Origin of the sequence: Pseudomonas sp. 18-147 (genome assembly GCF_051048045.1) — a bacterium.
Classification (GTDB): Bacteria; Pseudomonadota; Gammaproteobacteria; order Pseudomonadales; family Pseudomonadaceae; genus Pseudomonas; species Pseudomonas aeruginosa.
On sequence record NZ_CP182296.1, the window covers coordinates 2966568 to 2985392 of the forward strand.

Below are 18825 nucleotides of genomic sequence, written 5' to 3' on the forward strand. Positions count from 1 at the left end.
ATGAACGAACAGACCTGGATGCTCTTCGGCGGGATCGGCGCGCTGCTGCTGCTCGCCTCGCTGGTCGGCTTCGTCCTCAAGTGGCGCGCCGGTCCCGGCCCGAACGCGGTGATCGACAACCTGAACGCGCGGATCAACGCCTGGTGGGCGATGGTCCTGGTGATCGGTTTCGCCTTCTGGCTTGGCCAGGCGGCGGTGATCCTGCTGTTCTATGGCGTGTCGTTCTACGCCCTGCGCGAGTTCATCACCCTCACCCCGACCCGGCGCAGCGACTACCCGGCGCTGGTGGCGGCGTTCTACTTCGTGCTGCCGATGCAGTACCTGCTGATCTACATCGACTGGTACAGCATGTTCTCGATCTTCATCCCGGTGTACGTGTTCCTGCTGTTGCCGATCCTCGCCTCGCTGGGCGGCGACACCAAGCACTTCCTCGAGCGCGCCTCGAAAGTGCAGTGGGGCCTGATGCTGGCGGTGTTCTGTATCTCCTTCGTGCCGGCGCTGCTGACCCTCGACATCCCCGGCTTCGAGGGGCGCAACCTGCTGCTGATCGCCTACCTGGTGATCGTCGTGCAGCTCTCCGACGTGATGCAGTACATCTGCGGCAAGCTGTTCGGCAAGCGCAAGATCGCTCCCAACCTGTCGCCGTCGAAGACCGTCGAAGGCTTCGTCGGCGGCATCGCCCTGGCCACCGCCATCGGCGCCTCGCTGTGGTGGATCACCCCGTTCAACCTCTGGCAGGCGGCGCTGATCGCGCTGCTGATCAACCTGCTGGGCTTCTTCGGCGGCCTGGTGATGTCGGCGATCAAGCGCGACCGTGGGGTCAAGGACTGGGGGCACATGATCGAAGGCCACGGTGGCATGCTCGACCGCCTGGACTCGGTGTGCTTCGCCGCGCCGATCTTCTTCCACGTGGTGCGCTACTGGTGGACGCCCTGAGGTTCGCCTGGCGCCGAGGGGAGCGGGGCGGTTGCCGATGGCGGCCGCCCCGTCGTCGTTTTCCCGCCGTGTAGGCAGCCAGGAAATTGCGAGCGATAGAGACCCGTAGGGCGGATACCGTCACAGGCGGTATCCGCCGAAACCCCGGATAAGCGGCGGATAACCGCAAGCGGTGATTCGCCCTACAACCAGGCTCCGGCATACGGGGACGTGACTGCAGCTTCACTGTCTCAGAGATTGACCAGGCGCATGCCTTCCTCGCTATAGCGACTGCCGGCGACCGCCTCGGCGGGGAAGATCGCATCCAGCTCGGCCAGTTCCGCCGCGCTCAGGCGCAATTCCGTCGCGGCGACGTTCTCCTCCAGGTAGCGCCGCTGCTTGGTGCCGGGAATCGGGATCAGGTCATCGCCCTGCGCCAGCACCCAGGCCAGCGCCAGTTGCGAGGGTTTCACGCCCTTGGCTGCGGCCAGTTCGCCGACCTTGTCCACCAGCTTCAGGTTCTTCGCGAAGTTCTCGCCCTGGAAGCGCGGGCTGAAACGACGGTAGTCGTCGGCGGCGAAGTCTTCCGGGCGCTTCAGGGTGCCGGTAAGGAAACCTCGGCCCAGCGGGCTGTAGGGGACGAAGGCGATGCCCAGGCGACGGCAGGCGGCGAGCACCCCGGTGTCCTCCGGATCGCGGGTCCACAGCGAGTACTCGCTCTGCAACGCGCTGATCGGGTGCACCCGGTGGGCACGCTCGAGGGTTTCCGCCGAGGCTTCGCTGAGACCGATGTGGCGGATCTTGCCGGCCTTCACCAGGTCGGCGAGGGCGCCGACGCTGTCCTCGATGGGTACCTGCGGGTCCATGCGGTGCTGATAGTACAGGTCCAGGCGGTCGGTACCGAGGCGCTTCAGGCTGCCTTCGATGGCGCGGCGGATGTACGCCGGGCTGCCGTCGACGCCGCGCGCCCGGGGATTGGCAGGGTCGCGGACGATGCCGAACTTGCTGGCCAGGAACACCTGCTCGCGTTTGCCGCGCAGGGCCTCGCCGAGCAGTTCCTCGTTACTGTGCGGGCCGTACATGTCGGCGGTATCGAAGAAGTTCAGCCCGAGTTCCACGGCGCGATGCAGGGTGGCGATGGCCTCCTGGCGGTCGCCGCCGGTGGTGTAGAAGTCGGTCATGCCCATGCAGCCGAGGCCAATGGCGGAGACGGAAGGGCCGTTGTGGCCGAGTTGACGGGTTTTCATGTGTCGAGCCTCGCGGGAGGGAAGGAAAACGTCGTCATTCTTCGCTCTGCATTTGTCTGGATAAAGCCCATAATTACGGTTTTACCATTCGTATTTTCCAAATAATCGAGGGTGTCCGATGGATCGTTTCCAGGCCATGCAGGCCTTCACCCGCATCGTCGAGCTGGGCGCCTTCGGCAAGGCCGCGGACAGCCTGGAGCTGCCGCGCGCCAGCGTGACCCAGGCGATCCAGCAACTGGAGGCGCACCTTGGCGTGCAGTTGCTGCAGCGCACCACCCGCCAGGTCAGCCTGACCCTCGACGGGCAGGCCTACTACGAGCGTTGCGTGCGCCTGCTGGCGGACCTGGAGGAGGCGGAAAGCTGCTTTCCACGCGTCCTGAACAACCCGCGCGGGCGCTTGCGGGTCGACCTGCCGGGCGCACTGGGGCGGATGCGGGTGATTCCGTTCCTGCCGGAGTTCTGCGAGCGCTACCCGGAACTGGAGCTGCAGTTGAGCAGCAACGATCGCCTGGTCGACCTGCTGCGCGAGGGCGCGGACTGCGTGCTGCGGGTCGGCGAGCTGCACGATTCCAGCCTGGTCGGCCGGCACCTGGCCGACCTGCCGCAGGTGACCTGCGCCAGCGCCGCCTACCTGGAGCGTCATGGCCATCCGCGGCAGCTCGCCGAGCTCGGCGGGCACCTCGCGGTGAACTACCAGTCGCCTTCCAGCGGGCGTACCTTCGACTTCGAGTTCAGCGTCGACGGGCGTCTGCGCACGTTGCCGATGCGCAGCCGGGTCAGCGTCAACAACGCCGATGCCTACGTCGCCGCCTGCCGGGCCGGGCTCGGGCTGATCCAGGCGCCGCACTATCACGTCGCCGCCGGCCTGGCCGACGGTAGCCTCCGACAAGTGCTCGGAGAATGGTTGCCGCCATCGCTGCCGCTGCATGCCGTGTATCCCTCGCAGCGCCAGTTGTCGCCGCGGGTGAGGGTGTTCGTCGACTGGCTGGTGGAACTGTTCGGTCGCCAGGCGGCCGGCGAGACGCAATGAGACGCAGGCTTTCCGGGCGAAGATTTTTCTCGATTTCGCCGAGAGAACCTCGTTAGGATCGGCAGCCTTGGCCTGTCGAGCAGGGATGTTCGTCCGAGTTCCGGATGCCCGCTGCCGCCAGGCCGCATTCATTCGAACAAGAATAAGGATCGCTGATGGAAAGCTTGCAGAAGTGGGTGGTCGACCTGAACGGCGTGGTCTGGGGGCCGTTGATGCTGGTGCTGATTCTCGGCACCGGCCTGTACCTGATGCTGGGGTTGAAGTTCATGCCCCTGGTGCGCCTGGGAGTCGGCTTTCGCCTGCTCTGGCAGGGGCGTAGCAAGGATGACGAGAGCAGCGGCGAGATCAGCCCGTTCCAGGCGCTGATGACCTGCCTGGCGGCCACCGTCGGTACCGGCAACATCGCCGGGGTGGCCACGGCGATCTTCCTCGGCGGCCCGGGCGCGCTGTTCTGGATGTGGTGCACCGCGCTGGTGGGAATGGCCACCAAGTTCTCCGAAGTGGTGCTGGCGGTGCACTACCGCGAGAAGGATGAGCGCAACGAACACGTCGGCGGTCCGATGTATGCCATCAAGAACGGTCTGGGCAAGCGCTGGGCCTGGCTCGGCGCGGCCTTCGCGCTGTTCGGCGGGCTCGCCGGCTTCGGTATCGGCAACATGGTCCAGGTCAACAGCATGGCCGATGCCCTTGAGGTTTCCTTCGGCGTGCCCGACTGGGTCACCGGGGTCGCCACCATGCTCGTCACCGGGCTGGTGATCCTTGGTGGCATCCGCCGTATCGGCAAGGTCGCCGAAGCCCTGGTGCCCTTCATGTGCGTCGGCTACATCGTCGCCTCGGTGATCGTCCTGGTGGTCCATGCCGAGGCGATTCCCGGCGCGTTCCAACTGATCTTCACCCACGCCTTCACGCCGATCGCCGCCACCGGCGGCTTCGCCGGCGCAGCGGTGATGGCGGCAATCCGTTTCGGCGTCGCACGCGGGATCTTCTCCAACGAGGCCGGCCTCGGCACCGCCGGCATCGCCCAGGCCGCCGGCACGACCCATAGCGCGGTGCGTTCGGGCCTGATCGGTATGCTCGGCACCTTCATCGATACCCTGATCATCTGCAGCCTGACCGGCCTGGCGATCATCACCTCGGGCGTCTGGACCAGCGGCGCCAGCGGCGCGGCGCTGTCCTCGGCGGCGTTCGAGGCGGCGATGCCGGGCGTCGGCCACTACATCCTGTCGCTGGCCCTGGTGGTGTTCGCCTATACCACCATCCTCGGCTGGAGCTACTACGGCGAGCGCTGCTGGGAGTACCTGGCGGGCACCCGGGCGATCCTGCCGTTCCGGATCGTCTGGACCCTGGCGATTCCGTTCGGCGCCATGACCCAGCTGGACTTCGCCTGGCTGGTGGCGGATACCCTCAACGCGCTGATGGCGATTCCCAACCTGATCGCCTTGCTGCTGCTGAGTCCGGTGGTGTTCCGCCTGACCCGGGAGTATTTCGCCAAGGCCAGGAGTTGAGCCTCGGGGGACGGCGACGCTCAAACCCGAGGTTTTCGCTCGGGTAAAGCGTGCTAGCATCGTCGCCGGCCCCGAATGCTTCCGCCGCCGGCCACAGGGCCGGCGGCTTCTCACTGACTAGAAGGATCAACGCAATGGCTCAAGTGACTCTCAAGGGCAACCCGGTCAACGTCGATGGCCAGCTCCCGCAGAAAGGCGCCCAGGCTCCGGCCTTCAGCCTGGTCGGCGGCGACCTCGCCGACGTGACCCTGGAAAACTTCGCCGGCAAGCGCAAGGTGCTGAACATCTTCCCCAGCGTCGACACCCCGACCTGCGCCACCTCGGTGCGCAAGTTCAACGTCGAGGCCGGCAAGCTGGCCAACACCGTGGTGCTGTGCATCTCCGCCGACCTGCCGTTCGCGCAGAAGCGCTTCTGCGGCGCCGAAGGCCTGGAGAACGTAGTCAACCTGTCGACCCTGCGCGGTCGCGAGTTCCTCGAGAACTATGGCGTGGCCATCGCCAGCGGCCCGCTGGCCGGCCTGGCCGCGCGCGCCGTGGTGGTGCTCGACGAGCAGAACAAGGTGCTGCACAGCGAACTGGTCGGCGAAATCGCCGACGAGCCGAACTACGCGGCGGCCCTGGCGGCTCTCTGAGCCCCACGGCCAACCCGCTTCGTCCCATGACCGTCAGCCAGGCTGGCTGGTAACGGGCGAACCCGAATCCCTTGGCTGCTCGCCTCGGGCCATGAGCAGGGCGGATAATCGCGGCGCGGTCATCCGCCCTGCGTCGCAGAGACGCAGCGCTAGCGCATGGCGACCTGGTGGCGCCGGCTGACGCTGGCGAAGGCGCTCCGGAACGCCTGCATCTCTTCCTCGCTGCCTACCGTCACGCGGACCCAGTTGGGCCAGGAGGCCCACGGGCGGCCGACGTGCACCCGCTGTTTCTCCAGTTCGGCGATGACCAGCTCGGCGGGACGGCGCATATCCACCATGAAACAGTTGGACTGTGAGGCGGTGCAGCGGAAGCCCTGCTGGCGCAGCCAGGCGATGGTGCGCTCGCGGACCTCTGCGTTCTGCTGCTTGCGCCGTGGCACCAGATCGTCGTCACGCAGGCTTTCCAGCCCGGCGTGGGCGGTCGGCGAGGGCACCACGTTGTGGCCGCCGAAGCGCTCCAGCCGCGCCAGCAGCTGCGGATGCCCGATGGCCAGGCCGAGCCGGGCGCCGGCCATCCCGTAGAGTTTCGAGAAGGTACGCAGGACCAGCACATCCTGGCGCTGGATGGCCAGGCCAACGACGCTGGGTGCGTCGGAAAAATGGATATACGCCTCGTCGACCAGCACCACGCTGCGCTCGGGCTTGCGTTCGATCGCCCTGACGATCCGCTCGTGCGGGGTGAGGGTGCCGGTCGGGTTGTTCGGGTTGCAGATATAGATCAGCCCGGCGTCGCGTTGCGCGGCGGCGAGCATGCGCTCGATGTCGTGGGCCGCCTCGGCGTCCAGCGGCACGGCAGCGACCTTCGCCCCCTGGACCTGGGCGGCGCCGACCACGGAGTCGTAGGAGGGATCGGCCATGACCAGTCTGCGCTCCTTGCCGGTGAACGCCGCGACGGCGTATTGCAGCGGCTGGCGCGAGCCGCAGTAGGCATGCACGCATTCGGCGGGGATGCCGTTCTGCTTGGCGAACAGGCCGACCAGGGCGTCCTGCGCGTCGTAGTCGTAGCGGCCGCAGAGCGCGGCCGCCCGCTGCATGGCGGCCCTGGCCTTGGCGGAGGGGCCGTAGGGGCTTTCGTTGAAATCCAGGAAGGTCTCTTGCGGCTTCCCGGCGGCGCTTGTCGCGCCGCTCCCGGCGAAGGCTCGCGGGCTCAGCAGGATGCTGCTGGAGGCCAGGGCGGTCAGGGTCACGAACGAACGACGACTCAAAGCGGGCATAGCTTCACCTCCGTGTACCGAATGGGATATGCGTGCGGTGGGTTCCTCTCGGGCGTGTGTCACCAGAGTGGAGAACGAGGAGGGAGCCGGTCCGTTTATGGTGGCGTGATAATGGCGCCAGAATATCGGCGGGTGTTCTTCGGATTGCGCACGCGGCGCTCCCGGGCGGCGAACCGCCGGGGAGCGCCGCGCGGGCTCAGAGCGTGAGGGTGAAGCGCCCGGTCAACGCGCCCGGCAGGTGCATCGAGTCGGTCTGGCGTTCGCCGTAGGTATTGCTGGACAGGCGCAGTTCGCGCTCGTGGCTGAGGTCTTCCAGGTGGGCGCCGAGGAAGCTGTACAGGCTGTCGTCGAAGCGCATGGTGCTGACCGGCGCCCGGATCTGGCCGTTCTCCACCCAGAAGGTGGCGAAGCGGGTCATTCCGGTCAGGCGTGCGGCGGGCATGTCCGAGTAGTTCAGGTACCACAGGTTGCCGATGTACAGGCCGGTATCCAGGGCCTCGAGGATGCGCGCCTGCTCCAGGCTGCCGCCGGCCATGTCCAGCGCCGTGGGCGCCTCGTTGGCGCCGGCGCCATTGGCTACCAGGCCATATTCGCGGGCGCTGCGCGAACTCACCAGGCGTCCGCTCAGGCGGCCGTTGCCGACCAGTTCGACCTCGGCGCGCGGCGAGCCTTCCGCGCTGAATGCCGGGGAGGGCGAGGTGGCAGGGCGCTCGGCGAGGTTCAGCAGCGGGCTGAGCAGGGCGTCGCCGTTCTGCAGGCGTTGCAGGGGGCTTTCGCCGGTAGCCAGGGCGCGCGCGGAGAAACCGCCCCAGCAGAGCATCTGCATGACTTCCTCGAGCGCCGCCGGCGCCAGGTAGGCGCGATAGTCGCCGGGGCGCAACTGGCGCAGCGGCTTGCCCAGGTGGCCGAGCTGCTCCCGGGCCTGTTCGAAGCGCCGGGCGAAGGCTTCGTCGTCCCAGCGCTGGCCGGCGTAGTCGGCCTTCACCGCCTGGCCGTTGCCATGGAACAGGCTCCAGTCGAAGTTGAAGCTGCTGCCGGCATGCCAGCCGAAGGCGCCCCAGGAGTTGGCGAAGCCACGGAACAGCGGTCCGGCGGCATAGATGCCGACCAGGTCGAGGTCGCGCGCCCGGCGTTCGAGGCTGGCCAGCAGCGCGCCGCTGTCGGGCGCTGCGCCGAGGTCCTGGTTCTCTCGCTGCCAGGCCGAGGTGTCGAGCAGCAGATAGGGATCGGCGGGAATCCAGGCCAGGCTCTGGCGCAGTTGCCGAAGGCCTTCGGCCAGACGCTGGCGGTCTTCTTCCGGCGCGCCGGAGAGCGTCAGGTCGAGGCTCGCCTGGCGTTCGTCGCGAATCAGCCGGAGCAGCGCGCTGGCCTGGCGCACCCGGCCGGCCTGGCGCACCCGCGCCCGGTTGAAGCGGATGAACTCGGAGTCCTCGGCGCTGTACCAGAGGGTGAAGTCCTCGCCCTCGGCCAGATGCCGGCGCAGGTCCTCGGCGAGGGCTTCGAAATGCTGTCTCTGGTGCATCAGGTATCTCCCCCGAATACGTCCACATCGCTGAATACGCAGGCCGGCGAGGCGTGGCCGACACGGATCACCTGGTTCGGCTCGCCCTTGCCGCAGTAGGGCGTGCCGAGCACCTCGAAGGTGCCGGCGTCGCCCACCGCGCTGAGGTTGCGCCAGAACTGCGCGGAGATGCCCCGGTAGTTGGGGTTCTTCACCACGCCCTTGAGTTCGCCGTCCTCGATCAACTGGCCCCATTCGCAGCCGAACTGGAACTTGTTGCGTGCGTCGTCGATCGACCAGGAGCGGTTGTAGGACATCAGCACCCCGCGCTCGATACCGGCCACCAGCTGCGCGAAGCTCTTGTCGCCGGGCTCCAGGTTGAGATTGGCCATGCGGTCGATGGGCGCGCGGTTCCAACTGCTGGCGCGGCTGCTGGCGACGCCCTCCAGGCCGCTGCGGTGTTGCGACAGGGCGCCGCCGAGCGGACGCAGCAGGCGGCCTTCGCGGATCAGGTATTCCTTGCGCGCGGGGCTGCCGTCGTCGTCCTGGCGGTAGCTGGCCAGCTCCTCGGGGATTTCCGGGTCGAAGCTGACGTTGAGCAGGCTGGAGCCGTACTGGTAGCGACCGAAGTCCTCGGTCTTGATGAAGCTGGTACCGGCGTAGTTGCGCTCGTCGCCGAGGATGCGATCCAGCTCCAGCGGGTGGCCGATCGACTCGTGGATCTGCAGGATCATCTGGTCCGGCATCAGCAGCAGGTCGCAGCGGCCGCTCGGGGTGTTCGGCGCCGCCAGCAGTTGCAGGGCCTGGTCGGCGATGCGCGGCGCGGCGCCGACCAGGCCGAGGCGCTCGATCACTTCGGCGCCGCCCTGCTGGCCGGCATGGTGGCCGCCGAAACTGCGGGTCTGGCTGTCATGGCCGTCGTAGGCGGTGACGCTGGCGCCAGGATAGACGAAGCGCTGCTCGTGGTATTGCTCGGCGCCGGCGCTGTTCAGGTAGAGCTGTTCCTGGCGGCTGACTTCGAGGAATACGCTCCAGTTCACCAGGCGCTCGTCGCGCGGCACCTTGGCGGACTCCTCGGCGAGCAGTTCGTAGCACTCGGCGAGGGAGGGGAAAGGGGCGTCCTGGTTCGGCGAGCGATACTGCGAGCGGCCGCTTGCCGGCGGCAATCCGCGGACGTCGAACAGGGCGTGCCGGGCGATCCGCTCGGCTTGCCGTTCGGCCTGCTCCAGGGCGGCCTGCAGGCCGGCCGCGGAGAGATCGTTGGTGGCGGCGTAGGCTTCCACGCCGTTCAGCCGTACGCAGAGCATGGCGCCGCGGTCCTGGCTGAAGTGCGGCGGTTCGCTGACGTTGCGGCGCACCGAGAGGTACTCGCCGCTACGCTGGACGTAGCGCAAGGAGTGGAATTCGGCGCGACTGCGGAGCGCCGCGAAGCGGTGTTTCAACGGGTCGATCATCTGTGCGTCCCTGGCCGATTGCGGAGTGGGCGAATGCAGAACGCTCTATTTCAAGCCTTCGCCCGTAACGGAGCAAGCCGTTTGTTGTCATAGCCTGGTGCCAGGCTGCGGGTGGCTCGCCGAAGCATGCGGGCGGAATGCCTAACTATCGGTAAAGCAAGGGTAAATAGCGGGTAAAGAGGCTTTGCCTGGGCCCCTGCAATGCTTATCGTGCAGCCTGGAAAAAGCGCCTCCGTTCTAAGCCTGAAGAAGAACCATGACTCCAACGACCGGTAAATCCAAGTTCCGTACCCTGCGCCCGTGGCTGATCACCGCCCTGGCCTTCGCCGCCGTGATCGGCCTGGTGATGTGGCTGGCGGCGCCCGCCTCGGCACCGTCCTCCGACGGGCGACCCGGTCGCGGCGGCAAGCCGGGCGCCGCGCTGCCCAAGGCCAACGCGCTCACCGTCGGCGTGGCCAGGGTGGAGCAGGGCGACCTGGCGCTGCATTTCAACGCGCTTGGCACCGTCACCGCCTTCAACACGGTGAACGTCAAGCCGCGGGTCAACGGCGAGCTGGTCAAGGTGCTGTTCCAGGAGGGGCAGGAGGTCAAGGCCGGCGACCTGCTGGCGGTGGTCGACCCGCGCACCTACAAGGCGGCGCTGGCCCAGGCCGAGGGCACGCTGATGCAGAACCAGGCGCAACTGAAGAACGCCGAGATCGACCTGCAGCGCTACAAGGGGCTGTATGCCGAGGACTCGATCGCCAAGCAGACCCTGGATACCCAGGAAGCCCAGGTCCGCCAGTTGCAGGGCACCATCCGTACCAACCAGGGCCAGGTCGACGACGCCCGCCTCAACCTGACCTTCACCGAGGTCCGCGCACCGATTTCCGGGCGCCTCGGCCTGCGCCAGGTGGACATCGGCAACCTGGTCACCAGCGGCGATACCACGCCGCTGGTGGTGATCACCCAGGTCAAGCCGATCTCGGTGGTGTTCAGCCTGCCGCAGCAGCAGATCGGCACCGTCGTCGAGCAGATGAACGGCCCCGGCAAGCTGGCGGTCACCGCGCTGGACCGCAACCAGGACAAGGTTCTCGCCGAAGGCACCCTGACCACCCTGGACAACCAGATCGACACCACCACCGGCACGGTCAAGCTCAAGGCGCGCTTCGAGAACGCCGACGGCAAGCTGTTCCCCAACCAGTTCGTCAACGTGCGCCTGCTGGCGCAGACCCTCAAGGGCGTGCTGACCATTCCGGCCAACGCCGTGCAGCGCGGCACCAACGGTATCTATGTCTACGTGGTCGGCGCCGACAACAAGGTCAGCCAGCGCAGCGTCGCCATCGGCACCAGCGAGAACGAGCGGGTGGTGGTGGAAAGCGGCCTGAAGGCCGGCGAGCAGGTGGTGGTGGAAGGCACCGACCGCCTGCGCGACGGTATGGAAGTGCGTGTCGCCGAGGCCTCCCCGCAGGTCCTCGAGGGCGAGCCGCAGAAACCGCAGACTGGCCGCCCCAGCGGCCTCCAGGGCGACTCGGTGGGTAGCGGGAGCGCTGAATGAACCCGTCCCGCCCGTTCATCCTGCGGCCGGTCGCGACCACCCTGCTGATGGTGGCGATCCTGCTCTCGGGCCTGATCGCCTACCGCTTCCTGCCGATCTCGGCGTTGCCGGAAGTGGACTACCCGACCATCCAGGTGGTCACCCTGTACCCCGGCGCCAGCCCGGAGATCATGACCTCGTCGATCACCGCGCCGCTGGAGAACCAGCTCGGGCAGATTCCGGGGCTCAACGAGATGTCTTCCAGCAGTTCCGGCGGCGCCTCGGTGATCACCCTGCAATTCAGCCTGCAGAGCAACCTCGATGTCGCCGAGCAGGAAGTCCAGGCGGCGATCAACGCCGCGCAGAGCCTGCTGCCCAACGACCTGCCGAACCAGCCGGTGTTCAGCAAGGTGAATCCGGCGGACGCACCGATCCTGACCCTGGCGGTGATGTCCGACGGCATGCCGCTGCCGCAGATCCAGGACCTGGTGGATACCCGCCTGGCACAGAAGATCTCGCAGATCTCCGGGGTCGGCCTGGTCAGCATCAGCGGCGGCCAGCGCCCGGCGGTGCGGGTGCGCGCCAACCCGACGGCGCTGGCGGCGGCGGGGCTGAGCCTGGAGGACCTGCGCAGCACGGTGACCAGCAACAACCTCAACGGCCCCAAGGGCAGCTTCGACGGCCCGACCTGTGCCTCGACCCTGGACGCCAACGACCAGTTGCGCTCGGCCGACGCCTACCGCGACCTGATCATCGCCTACAAGAACGGCTCGCCGCTGCGCATCCGCGACGTCGCCAGCGTCGAGGACGACGCCGAGAACGTGCGCCTGGCCGCCTGGGCCAACAACCTGCCGGCGGTGGTGCTGAACATCCAGCGCCAGCCGGGGGCCAACGTGATCGAGGTGGTCGACCGGATCAAGGCGCTGCTGCCGCAGCTGCAATCGACCCTGCCGGGCAATCTCGACGTGCAGGTGCTGACCGACCGCACCACCACCATCCGCGCCTCGGTCAAGGACGTGCAGTTCGAGCTGGCGCTGGCGGTGGCGCTGGTGGTGATGGTCACCTTCCTGTTCCTGCGCAACGTCTACGCCACCCTGATTCCCAGCTTCGCCGTGCCGCTGTCGCTGATCGGTACCTTCGGCGTGATGTACCTGTCCGGCTTCTCGATCAACAACCTGACCCTGATGGCGCTGACCATCGCCACCGGCTTCGTGGTCGACGACGCGATCGTCATGGTGGAGAACATCGCCCGCTACCTGGAGCAGGGCGACTCGCCGCTGGAAGCGGCGCTCAAGGGCTCGAAGCAGATCGGCTTCACCATCATCTCGCTGACCTTCTCGCTGATCGCCGTGCTGATCCCGCTGCTGTTCATGGGCGACGTCGCCGGGCGGCTGTTCCGCGAGTTCGCCATCACCCTGGCGGTGGCGATCCTGATTTCCGGCTTCGTCTCCCTGACCCTTACGCCGATGCTCAGCGCCAAGCTGCTGCGCCACATCGACGAGGACCAGCAGGGCCGCTTCGCGCGCGCCGCGGGGCGGGTCATCGATGGCCTGATCGCACAATACGCCAAGGCCCTGCGGGTGGTCCTGCGGCACCAGCCGCTGACCCTGCTGGTGGCCATCGCCACCCTGGCGCTGACCGCGCTGCTCTACCTGGCCATGCCCAAGGGCTTCTTCCCGGTGCAGGACACCGGGGTGATCCAGGGCGTCGCCGAAGCGCCGCAGTCGATCTCCTTCCAGGCCATGTCCGAGCGCCAGCGCGCCCTTGCCGAGGTGGTGCTGAAGGACCCGGCGGTGGCCAGCCTGTCCTCCTACATCGGCGTCGACGGCAGCAACCCGACCCTCAACACCGGCCGCCTGCTGATCAACCTCAAGCCGCACAGCGAGCGCGACGTCACCGCCAGCGAAGTGATCCAGCGCCTGCAGCCCGAACTCGACCACCTGCCCGGAATCAAGCTGTACATGCAGCCGGTGCAGGACCTGACCATCGAGGACCGGGTCGCCCGCACCCAGTACCAGTTCACCTTGCAGGACGCCGACCCGGACGTGCTCGCCGAGTGGGTGCCGAAGCTGGTGGCGCGGCTGCAGGAGTTGCCGCAGCTCGCCGACGTCGCCAGCGACTGGCAGGACAAGGGCTTGCAGGCCTACCTGAACATCGACCGCGACACCGCCTCGCGCCTCGGCGTGAAGCTCTCCGACATCGACAGCGTGCTCTACAACGCCTTCGGCCAGCGGCTGATCTCGACCATCTTCACCCAGGCCACCCAGTACCGCGTGGTGCTGGAGGTGGCGCCGCAGTTCCAGCTCGGCCCGCAGGCCCTGGAGCAGCTCTACGTGCCGTCCAGCGACGGCACCCAGGTGCGCCTGTCGAGCCTGGCGAAGGTGGAGGAGCGGCATACCCTGCTGGCGATCAACCATATCGCCCAGTTCCCCTCGGCGACCCTGTCGTTCAACCTGGCCAAGGGTTACTCCCTGGGCGAGGCGGTCGAGGCGATCCGTGGCGTCGAGGCCAGCCTGGAGCTGCCGCTGAGCATGCAGGGCAGCTTCCGCGGCGCGGCGCTGGCCTTCGAGGCCTCGCTGTCGAACACGCTGCTGCTGATCCTCGCCTCGGTGGTGACCATGTACATCGTCCTGGGCATCCTCTACGAGAGCTTCATCCATCCGGTGACCATCCTCTCGACCCTGCCCTCGGCCGGGGTCGGCGCGCTGCTGGCGCTGATGCTGGCGGGGCAGGAGATCGGCATCGTGGCGATCATCGGCATCATCCTGCTGATCGGCATCGTCAAGAAGAACGCGATCATGATGATCGACTTCGCCCTCGACGCCGAGCGCAACGAAGGCAAGCCGCCCCATGAGGCGATCTACCAGGCCTGCCTGCTGCGCTTCCGGCCGATCCTGATGACCACCATGGCCGCGCTGCTCGGCGCGCTGCCGCTGATGCTCGCCGGCGGCGCCGGCGCCGAGCTGCGCCAGCCGCTGGGCATCACCATGGTCGGTGGCCTGCTGCTGAGCCAGGTCCTGACCCTGTTCACCACCCCGGTGATCTATCTCTACTTCGACCGCCTGGCCCGTCGCTGGGCGGCCTGGCGCAAGCAGCGCGGGCTGGACCTGAACACCGAGGCCGGGTTCGACGGGGACGCCGGGCGATGAGTCTGTCCACGCCCTTCATCCGCCGCCCGGTCGCCACCACGCTGCTGACCCTGGCGTTGCTGCTGGCCGGCACCCTGTCGTTCGGCCTGCTGCCGGTGGCGCCGCTGCCCAACGTCGATTTTCCGGCCATCGTGGTCAGCGCCAGCCTGCCGGGCGCCAGCCCGGAAACCATGGCCTCGTCGGTGGCCACGCCGCTGGAGCGCTCGCTGGGACGGATCGCCGGGATCAGCGAGATGACCTCCAGCAGTTCGCTGGGCTCGACCACCGTGGTGCTCGTGTTCGACCTGGAGAAGGACATCGACGGCGCCGCCCGCGAGGTGCAGGCGGCGATCAACGGCGCGATGAGCCTGCTGCCCAGCGGTATGCCGAACAATCCCAGCTACCGCAAGGCCAACCCCTCGGACATGCCGATCATGGTCCTCACCCTGACCTCGGAGACCCAGAGTCGCGGCGAGATGTACGACCTCGCCTCGACCGTGCTGGCGCCCAAGCTGTCGCAGGTGCAGGGGGTAGGGCAGGTGAGCATCGGCGGCAGCTCGCTGCCGGCGGTGCGGGTCGACCTCAACCCGGATGCCATGAGCCAGTACGGGCTGTCCCTGGACAGCGTGCGCACGGCCATCGCCGCGGCCAACAGCAACGGCCCCAAGGGCGCCGTCGAGAAGGACGACAAGCACTGGCAGGTGGACGCCAACGACCAGTTGCGCAAGGCCCGCGAGTACGAGCCGCTGGTGATCCACTACAACGCCGACAACGGCGCCGCGGTGCGCCTCGGCGACGTGGCCAAGGTCAGCGACTCGGTGGAGGACGTGCGCAACGCCGGCTTTTCCGACGATCTGCCGGCGGTGCTGCTGATCGTCACCCGCCAGCCCGGCGCCAACATCATCGAGGCCACCGACGCCATCCACGCGCAACTGCCGGTGTTGCAGGAACTGCTCGGGCCGCAGGTCAGGCTGAACGTGATGGACGATCGCAGCCCGTCGATCCGTGCGTCGCTGGAAGAGGCCGAGCTGACCCTGCTGATCTCGGTGGCGCTGGTGATCCTGGTGGTCTTCCTGTTCCTGCGCAACGGCCGCGCCACGCTGATCCCCAGCCTGGCGGTGCCGGTCTCGCTGATCGGCACCTTCGCGGTCATGTACCTGTGCGACTTCAGCCTGAACAACCTGTCGCTGATGGCGCTGATCATCGCCACCGGCTTCGTGGTGGACGACGCCATCGTGGTGGTGGAGAACATCGCCCGACGCATCGAGGAGGGCGATCCGCCGATCCAGGCGGCGATCACCGGCGCCCGCCAGGTCGGTTTCACCGTGCTGTCGATGACGCTCTCGCTGGTCGCGGTGTTTATCCCGCTGCTGCTCATGGGCGGCCTCACCGGACGGCTGTTCCGCGAGTTCGCGGTGACTCTCTCGGCGGCGATCCTGGTGTCCCTGGTGGTATCCCTGACCCTCACGCCGATGCTCTGCGCGCGTCTGCTGCGTCCGCTGAAACGGCCCGAAGGCGCTTCCCTGGCGCGGCGCAGCGATCGCTTCTTCGCCGCCTTCATGCTGCGCTACCGCGCCAGCCTGGGCTGGGCGCTGGAGCACTCGCGGCTGATGGTGGTGATCATGCTGGCCTGCATCGCCATGAACCTCTGGTTGTTCGTGGTGGTGCCCAAGGGCTTCCTCCCGCAGCAGGACTCCGGGCGCCTGCGCGGCTACGCGGTGGCCGACCAGAGCATCTCGTTCCAGTCCCTGAGCGCGAAGATGGGCGAGTACCGCAAGATCCTCTCTTCCGATCCGGCGGTGGAAAACGTGGTCGGCTTCATCGGTGGCGGCCGTTGGCAGTCGAGCAACACCGGTTCGTTCTTCGTCACTCTCAAGCCGATCGGCGAGCGCGACCCGGTGGAGAAGGTCCTCACCCGGCTGCGCGAGCGGATCGCCAAGGTGCCCGGCGCGGCGCTCTATCTCAACGCCGGCCAGGACGTGCGCCTGGGCGGCCGCGACAGCAACGCGCAGTACGAATTCACCCTGCGCAGCGACGACCTGACCCTGCTCCGCGAATGGGCGCCGAAGGTCGAGGCGGCGATGCGCAAGCTGCCGCAGCTGGTGGACGTCAACAGCGACTCCCAGGACAAGGGCGTGCAGACCCGCCTGGTGATCGACCGCGACCGCGCGGCGACCCTGGGGATCAACGTGGAAATGGTCGACGCGGTGCTCAACGACTCTTTCGGCCAGCGCCAGGTGTCGACCATCTTCAACCCGCTGAACCAGTACCGGGTGGTGATGGAGGTCGACCAGCAGTACCAGCAGAGCCCGGAGATCCTCCGCCAGGTCCAGGTGATCGGCAACGACGGCCAGCGCGTGCCGCTGTCCGCGTTCAGCCACTACGAACCGAGCCGGGCACCGCTGGAGGTCAACCACCAGGGCCAGTTCGCCGCCACCACGCTGTCCTTCAACCTGGCACCGGGCGCGCAGATCGGCCCGACCCGCGAGGCCATCATGCAGGCCCTGGAGCCGCTGCACATCCCGGTGGACGTGCAGACCAGCTTCGAGGGCAACGCCGGCGCGGTGCAGGACACGCAGAACCAGATGCCCTGGCTGATCCTCCTGGCGCTGCTGGCGGTGTACATCGTCCTCGGCATCCTCTACGAGAGCTACGTGCACCCGCTGACCATCCTCTCGACCCTGCCTTCGGCCGGGGTCGGCGCGCTGCTCGCGCTGATCCTCTGCCGCAGCGAGCTGAGCCTGATCGCGCTGATCGGCATCATCCTGCTGATCGGCATCGTCAAGAAGAACGCGATCATGATGATCGACTTCGCCCTGGAGGCCGAGCGCAACCACGGCCTGAGCCCGCGCGAGGCGATCCTCGAGGCCTGCATGATGCGCTTCCGGCCGATCATGATGACCACCCTGGCCGCCTTGCTCGGCGCCTTGCCGCTGATCTTCGGCATCGGCGGCGACGCCGCGCTGCGCCGGCCGCTGGGCATCACCATCGTCGGCGGGCTGATCGGCAGCCAGTTGCTGACCCTGTACACCACCCCGGTGGTCTACCTCTATCTCGACCGCCTGCGCCACTGGGTCAACCAGAAACGCGGCGTACGCACGGACGGTGCGCTGGAGACACCCCTATGAAACACACCCCCTCGTTGCTTGCCCTGGCCCTGGTCGCCGCCCTCGGCGGCTGCGCCATCGGCCCCGACTACCAGCGACCGGACCTGGCGGTGCCCGCCGAATTCAAGGAAGCCGAAGGCTGGCGCCGCGCCGAGCCGCGCGACGTGTTCCAGCGCGGCGCCTGGTGGGAGCTGTACGGCGACCAGACCCTGAACGACCTGCAGATGCACCTGGAACGTTCCAACCAGACCCTGGCCCAGTCGGTGGCGCAGTTCCGCCAGGCCGAGGCGCTGGTGCGCGGCGCGCGGGCGGCGTTCTTCCCGTCGATCACCGGCAACGTGGGCAAGACCCGCAGCGGCCAGGGCGGCGGCGACAGCACCGTGTTGCTGCCGGGAGGCTCGACGGTGAGCAGCGGCGGCTCTGGCGCGATCAGCACCAGCTACTCGACCAACCTCAGTGTCAGCTGGGAGGTCGACCTCTGGGGCAAGCTGCGCCGGCAACTGGAGGCCAACCAGGCGAGCCTGCATGCCAGCGCCGCCGACCTCGCCGCGGTGCGCCTCAGCCAGCAGTCGCAACTGGCGCAGAACTACCTGCAACTGCGGGTGATGGACGAACAGATCCGCCTGCTCAACGACACGGTGACGGCCTACGAGCGTTCGCTGAAGGTGGCCGAGAACAAATACCGCGCCGGCATCGTCACCAGGGCCGACGTGGCCCAGGCCCGCACCCAGCTGAAAAGCACCCAGGCCCAGGCCATCGACCTGAAGTACCAGCGTGCCCAGCTGGAGCACGCCATCGCCGTGCTGGTCGGCCTGCCGCCGGCGCAATTCAACCTGCCGTCGGTGGCGAGCGTGCCGAAGCTGCCGGACCTGCCGGCAGTGGTGCCGTCGCAATTGCTCGAACGACGGCCGGACATCGCCTCGGCGGAACGCAAGGTGATTTCCGCCAACGCCCAGATCGGCGTGGCCAAGGCCGCCTATTTCCCCGACCTCACCCTGAGCGCCGCCGGCGGCTACCGCAGCGGCAGCCTGAGCAACTGGATCAGCACGCCGAACCGCTTCTGGTCGATCGGCCCGCAGTTCGCCATGACCCTGTTCGACGGCGGCCTGATCGGCTCCCAGGTGGACCAGGCCGAGGCGACCTACGACCAGACCGTGGCGACCTACCGGCAGACCGTGCTCGACGGTTTCCGCGAGGTGGAGGACTACCTGGTGCAATTGAGCGTCCTCGACGAGGAGAGCGGGGTGCAGCGCGAAGCCCTGGAGTCGGCCCGCGAGGCACTGCGCCTGGCCGAGAACCAGTACAAGGCCGGCACCGTCGACTACACCGACGTGGTCACCAACCAGGCCACCGCGCTGAGCAACGAACGCACCGTGCTGACCCTGCTCGGCAGCCGCCTGACCGCCAGCGTCCAGTTGATCGCGGCAATGGGCGGCGGCTGGGACAGCGCCGATATCGAGCGGACCGACGAGCGGCTCGGCCGGGTCGAGGAGGGCCTGCCGCCTTCGCCCTGAGT

12 protein-coding genes are annotated in these 18825 nt (G+C 67.8%); 8 read left to right on the forward strand and 4 right to left on the reverse strand.

All coding sequences use genetic code 11. The features are described from left to right. The gene (locus ACM0M4_RS14265; protein WP_003089962.1) at window positions 1-936 is read left to right on the forward strand and encodes a phosphatidate cytidylyltransferase; all 936 of its coding nucleotides are present in this window, start codon (window positions 1-3) and stop codon (window positions 934-936) included. A gap of 230 nt (window positions 937-1166) precedes the next feature. Here ACM0M4_RS14265 and ACM0M4_RS14270 read toward each other — a convergent pair whose 3' ends face one another. Beyond that, window positions 1167-2162 carry an aldo/keto reductase gene (locus ACM0M4_RS14270; RefSeq protein ID WP_003113326.1) on the reverse strand — a complete coding sequence of 332 codons (996 nt, stop codon included), beginning with the start codon at window positions 2160-2162 and terminating at the stop codon, window positions 1167-1169. 118 nt (window positions 2163-2280) lie between these two features. Here ACM0M4_RS14270 and ACM0M4_RS14275 point away from each other — a divergent pair, with 118 nt between their 5' ends. The 3 genes from ACM0M4_RS14275 (at window position 2281) to tpx (ending at window position 5329) form a co-directional block, all read left to right on the forward strand. Further along, window positions 2281-3192, forward strand: coding sequence for a LysR family transcriptional regulator (locus ACM0M4_RS14275; RefSeq protein ID WP_003120066.1), 912 nt, complete (start codon window positions 2281-2283; stop codon window positions 3190-3192). A gap of 155 nt (window positions 3193-3347) precedes the next feature. Beyond that, window positions 3348-4697 carry an alanine/glycine:cation symporter family protein gene (locus tag ACM0M4_RS14280; RefSeq protein ID WP_003113324.1) on the forward strand — a complete coding sequence of 450 codons (1350 nt, stop codon included), beginning with the start codon at window positions 3348-3350 and terminating at the stop codon, window positions 4695-4697. A gap of 134 nt (window positions 4698-4831) precedes the next feature. Beyond that, window positions 4832-5329 carry a thiol peroxidase gene (gene tpx, locus ACM0M4_RS14285; protein WP_003089950.1) on the forward strand — a complete coding sequence of 166 codons (498 nt, stop codon included), beginning with the start codon at window positions 4832-4834 and terminating at the stop codon, window positions 5327-5329. 149 nt (window positions 5330-5478) lie between these two features. Here the strand turns inward: tpx and ptaA are convergent, their stop codons facing one another. From ptaA to ACM0M4_RS14300, 3 genes are all read right to left on the reverse strand, one after another. Next, window positions 5479-6603 (reverse strand): pyoverdine biosynthesis transaminase PtaA, encoded by a 1125-nt coding sequence (ptaA, locus tag ACM0M4_RS14290; RefSeq protein ID WP_003120067.1) that lies wholly within the window; start codon window positions 6601-6603, stop codon window positions 5479-5481. Window positions 6604-6799: 196 nt separating this feature from the next. Next, entirely contained in the window at window positions 6800-8125 is a 1326-nt protein-coding gene (locus ACM0M4_RS14295; RefSeq protein WP_003113322.1) for a TldD/PmbA family protein, read from the reverse strand. Then, complete coding sequence (locus ACM0M4_RS14300; protein ID WP_003116857.1) at window positions 8125-9558, reverse strand: TldD/PmbA family protein; 1434 nt, start codon at window positions 9556-9558, stop codon at window positions 8125-8127. The genes ACM0M4_RS14295 and ACM0M4_RS14300 overlap by 1 nt, the downstream gene beginning before the upstream one ends. A 256-nt stretch (window positions 9559-9814) precedes the next feature. Here ACM0M4_RS14300 and muxA point away from each other — a divergent pair, with 256 nt between their 5' ends. The 4 genes from muxA to opmB are packed head-to-tail and all read left to right on the forward strand — an operon-like array spanning window position 9815 to window position 18823. Beyond that, window positions 9815-11095: a multidrug efflux RND transporter periplasmic adaptor subunit MuxA gene (muxA, locus tag ACM0M4_RS14305; RefSeq protein WP_003111498.1), complete on the forward strand. Its 1281-nt coding sequence runs from the start codon at window positions 9815-9817 to the stop codon at window positions 11093-11095. Beyond that, a complete protein-coding gene (muxB, locus tag ACM0M4_RS14310) occupies window positions 11092-14223 on the forward strand; it encodes a multidrug efflux RND transporter permease subunit MuxB (RefSeq protein ID WP_115288775.1) in 3132 nt (1043 codons plus the stop codon). The genes muxA and muxB overlap by 4 nt, the downstream gene beginning before the upstream one ends. After that, window positions 14220-17330, forward strand: coding sequence for a multidrug efflux RND transporter permease subunit MuxC (gene muxC, locus ACM0M4_RS14315; RefSeq protein ID WP_009876537.1), 3111 nt, complete (start codon window positions 14220-14222; stop codon window positions 17328-17330). Before muxB ends, muxC begins: the two co-directional genes overlap by 4 nt. After that, window positions 17327-18823: a multidrug efflux RND transporter outer membrane subunit OpmB gene (opmB, locus tag ACM0M4_RS14320; protein ID WP_024928845.1), complete on the forward strand. Its 1497-nt coding sequence runs from the start codon at window positions 17327-17329 to the stop codon at window positions 18821-18823. Before muxC ends, opmB begins: the two co-directional genes overlap by 4 nt. The last annotated feature ends 2 nt before the right edge of the window (window positions 18824-18825 follow it).

Bases quoted from the DNA above. Each gene is read 5' to 3' on its own strand.
- ACM0M4_RS14300 (WP_003116857.1), bottom strand. From the start codon at position 9,558: ATGATCGACCCGTTGAAACACCGCTTCGCGGCGCTCCGCAGTCGCGCC.
- ptaA (WP_003120067.1), bottom strand. From the start codon at position 6,603: ATGCCCGCTTTGAGTCGTCGTTCGTTCGTGACCCTGACCGCCCTGGCC.
- opmB (WP_024928845.1), top strand. From the start codon at position 17,327: ATGAAACACACCCCCTCGTTGCTTGCCCTGGCCCTGGTCGCCGCCCTC.
- muxB (WP_115288775.1), top strand. From the start codon at position 11,092: ATGAACCCGTCCCGCCCGTTCATCCTGCGGCCGGTCGCGACCACCCTG.
- muxA (WP_003111498.1), top strand. From the start codon at position 9,815: ATGACTCCAACGACCGGTAAATCCAAGTTCCGTACCCTGCGCCCGTGG.
- ACM0M4_RS14295 (WP_003113322.1), bottom strand. From the start codon at position 8,125: ATGCACCAGAGACAGCATTTCGAAGCCCTCGCCGAGGACCTGCGCCGG.
- ACM0M4_RS14275 (WP_003120066.1), top strand. From the start codon at position 2,281: ATGGATCGTTTCCAGGCCATGCAGGCCTTCACCCGCATCGTCGAGCTG.
- ACM0M4_RS14265 (WP_003089962.1), top strand. From the start codon at position 1: ATGAACGAACAGACCTGGATGCTCTTCGGCGGGATCGGCGCGCTGCTG.
- muxC (WP_009876537.1), top strand. From the start codon at position 14,220: ATGAGTCTGTCCACGCCCTTCATCCGCCGCCCGGTCGCCACCACGCTG.
- tpx (WP_003089950.1), top strand. From the start codon at position 4,832: ATGGCTCAAGTGACTCTCAAGGGCAACCCGGTCAACGTCGATGGCCAG.
- ACM0M4_RS14280 (WP_003113324.1), top strand. From the start codon at position 3,348: ATGGAAAGCTTGCAGAAGTGGGTGGTCGACCTGAACGGCGTGGTCTGG.
- ACM0M4_RS14270 (WP_003113326.1), bottom strand. From the start codon at position 2,162: ATGAAAACCCGTCAACTCGGCCACAACGGCCCTTCCGTCTCCGCCATT.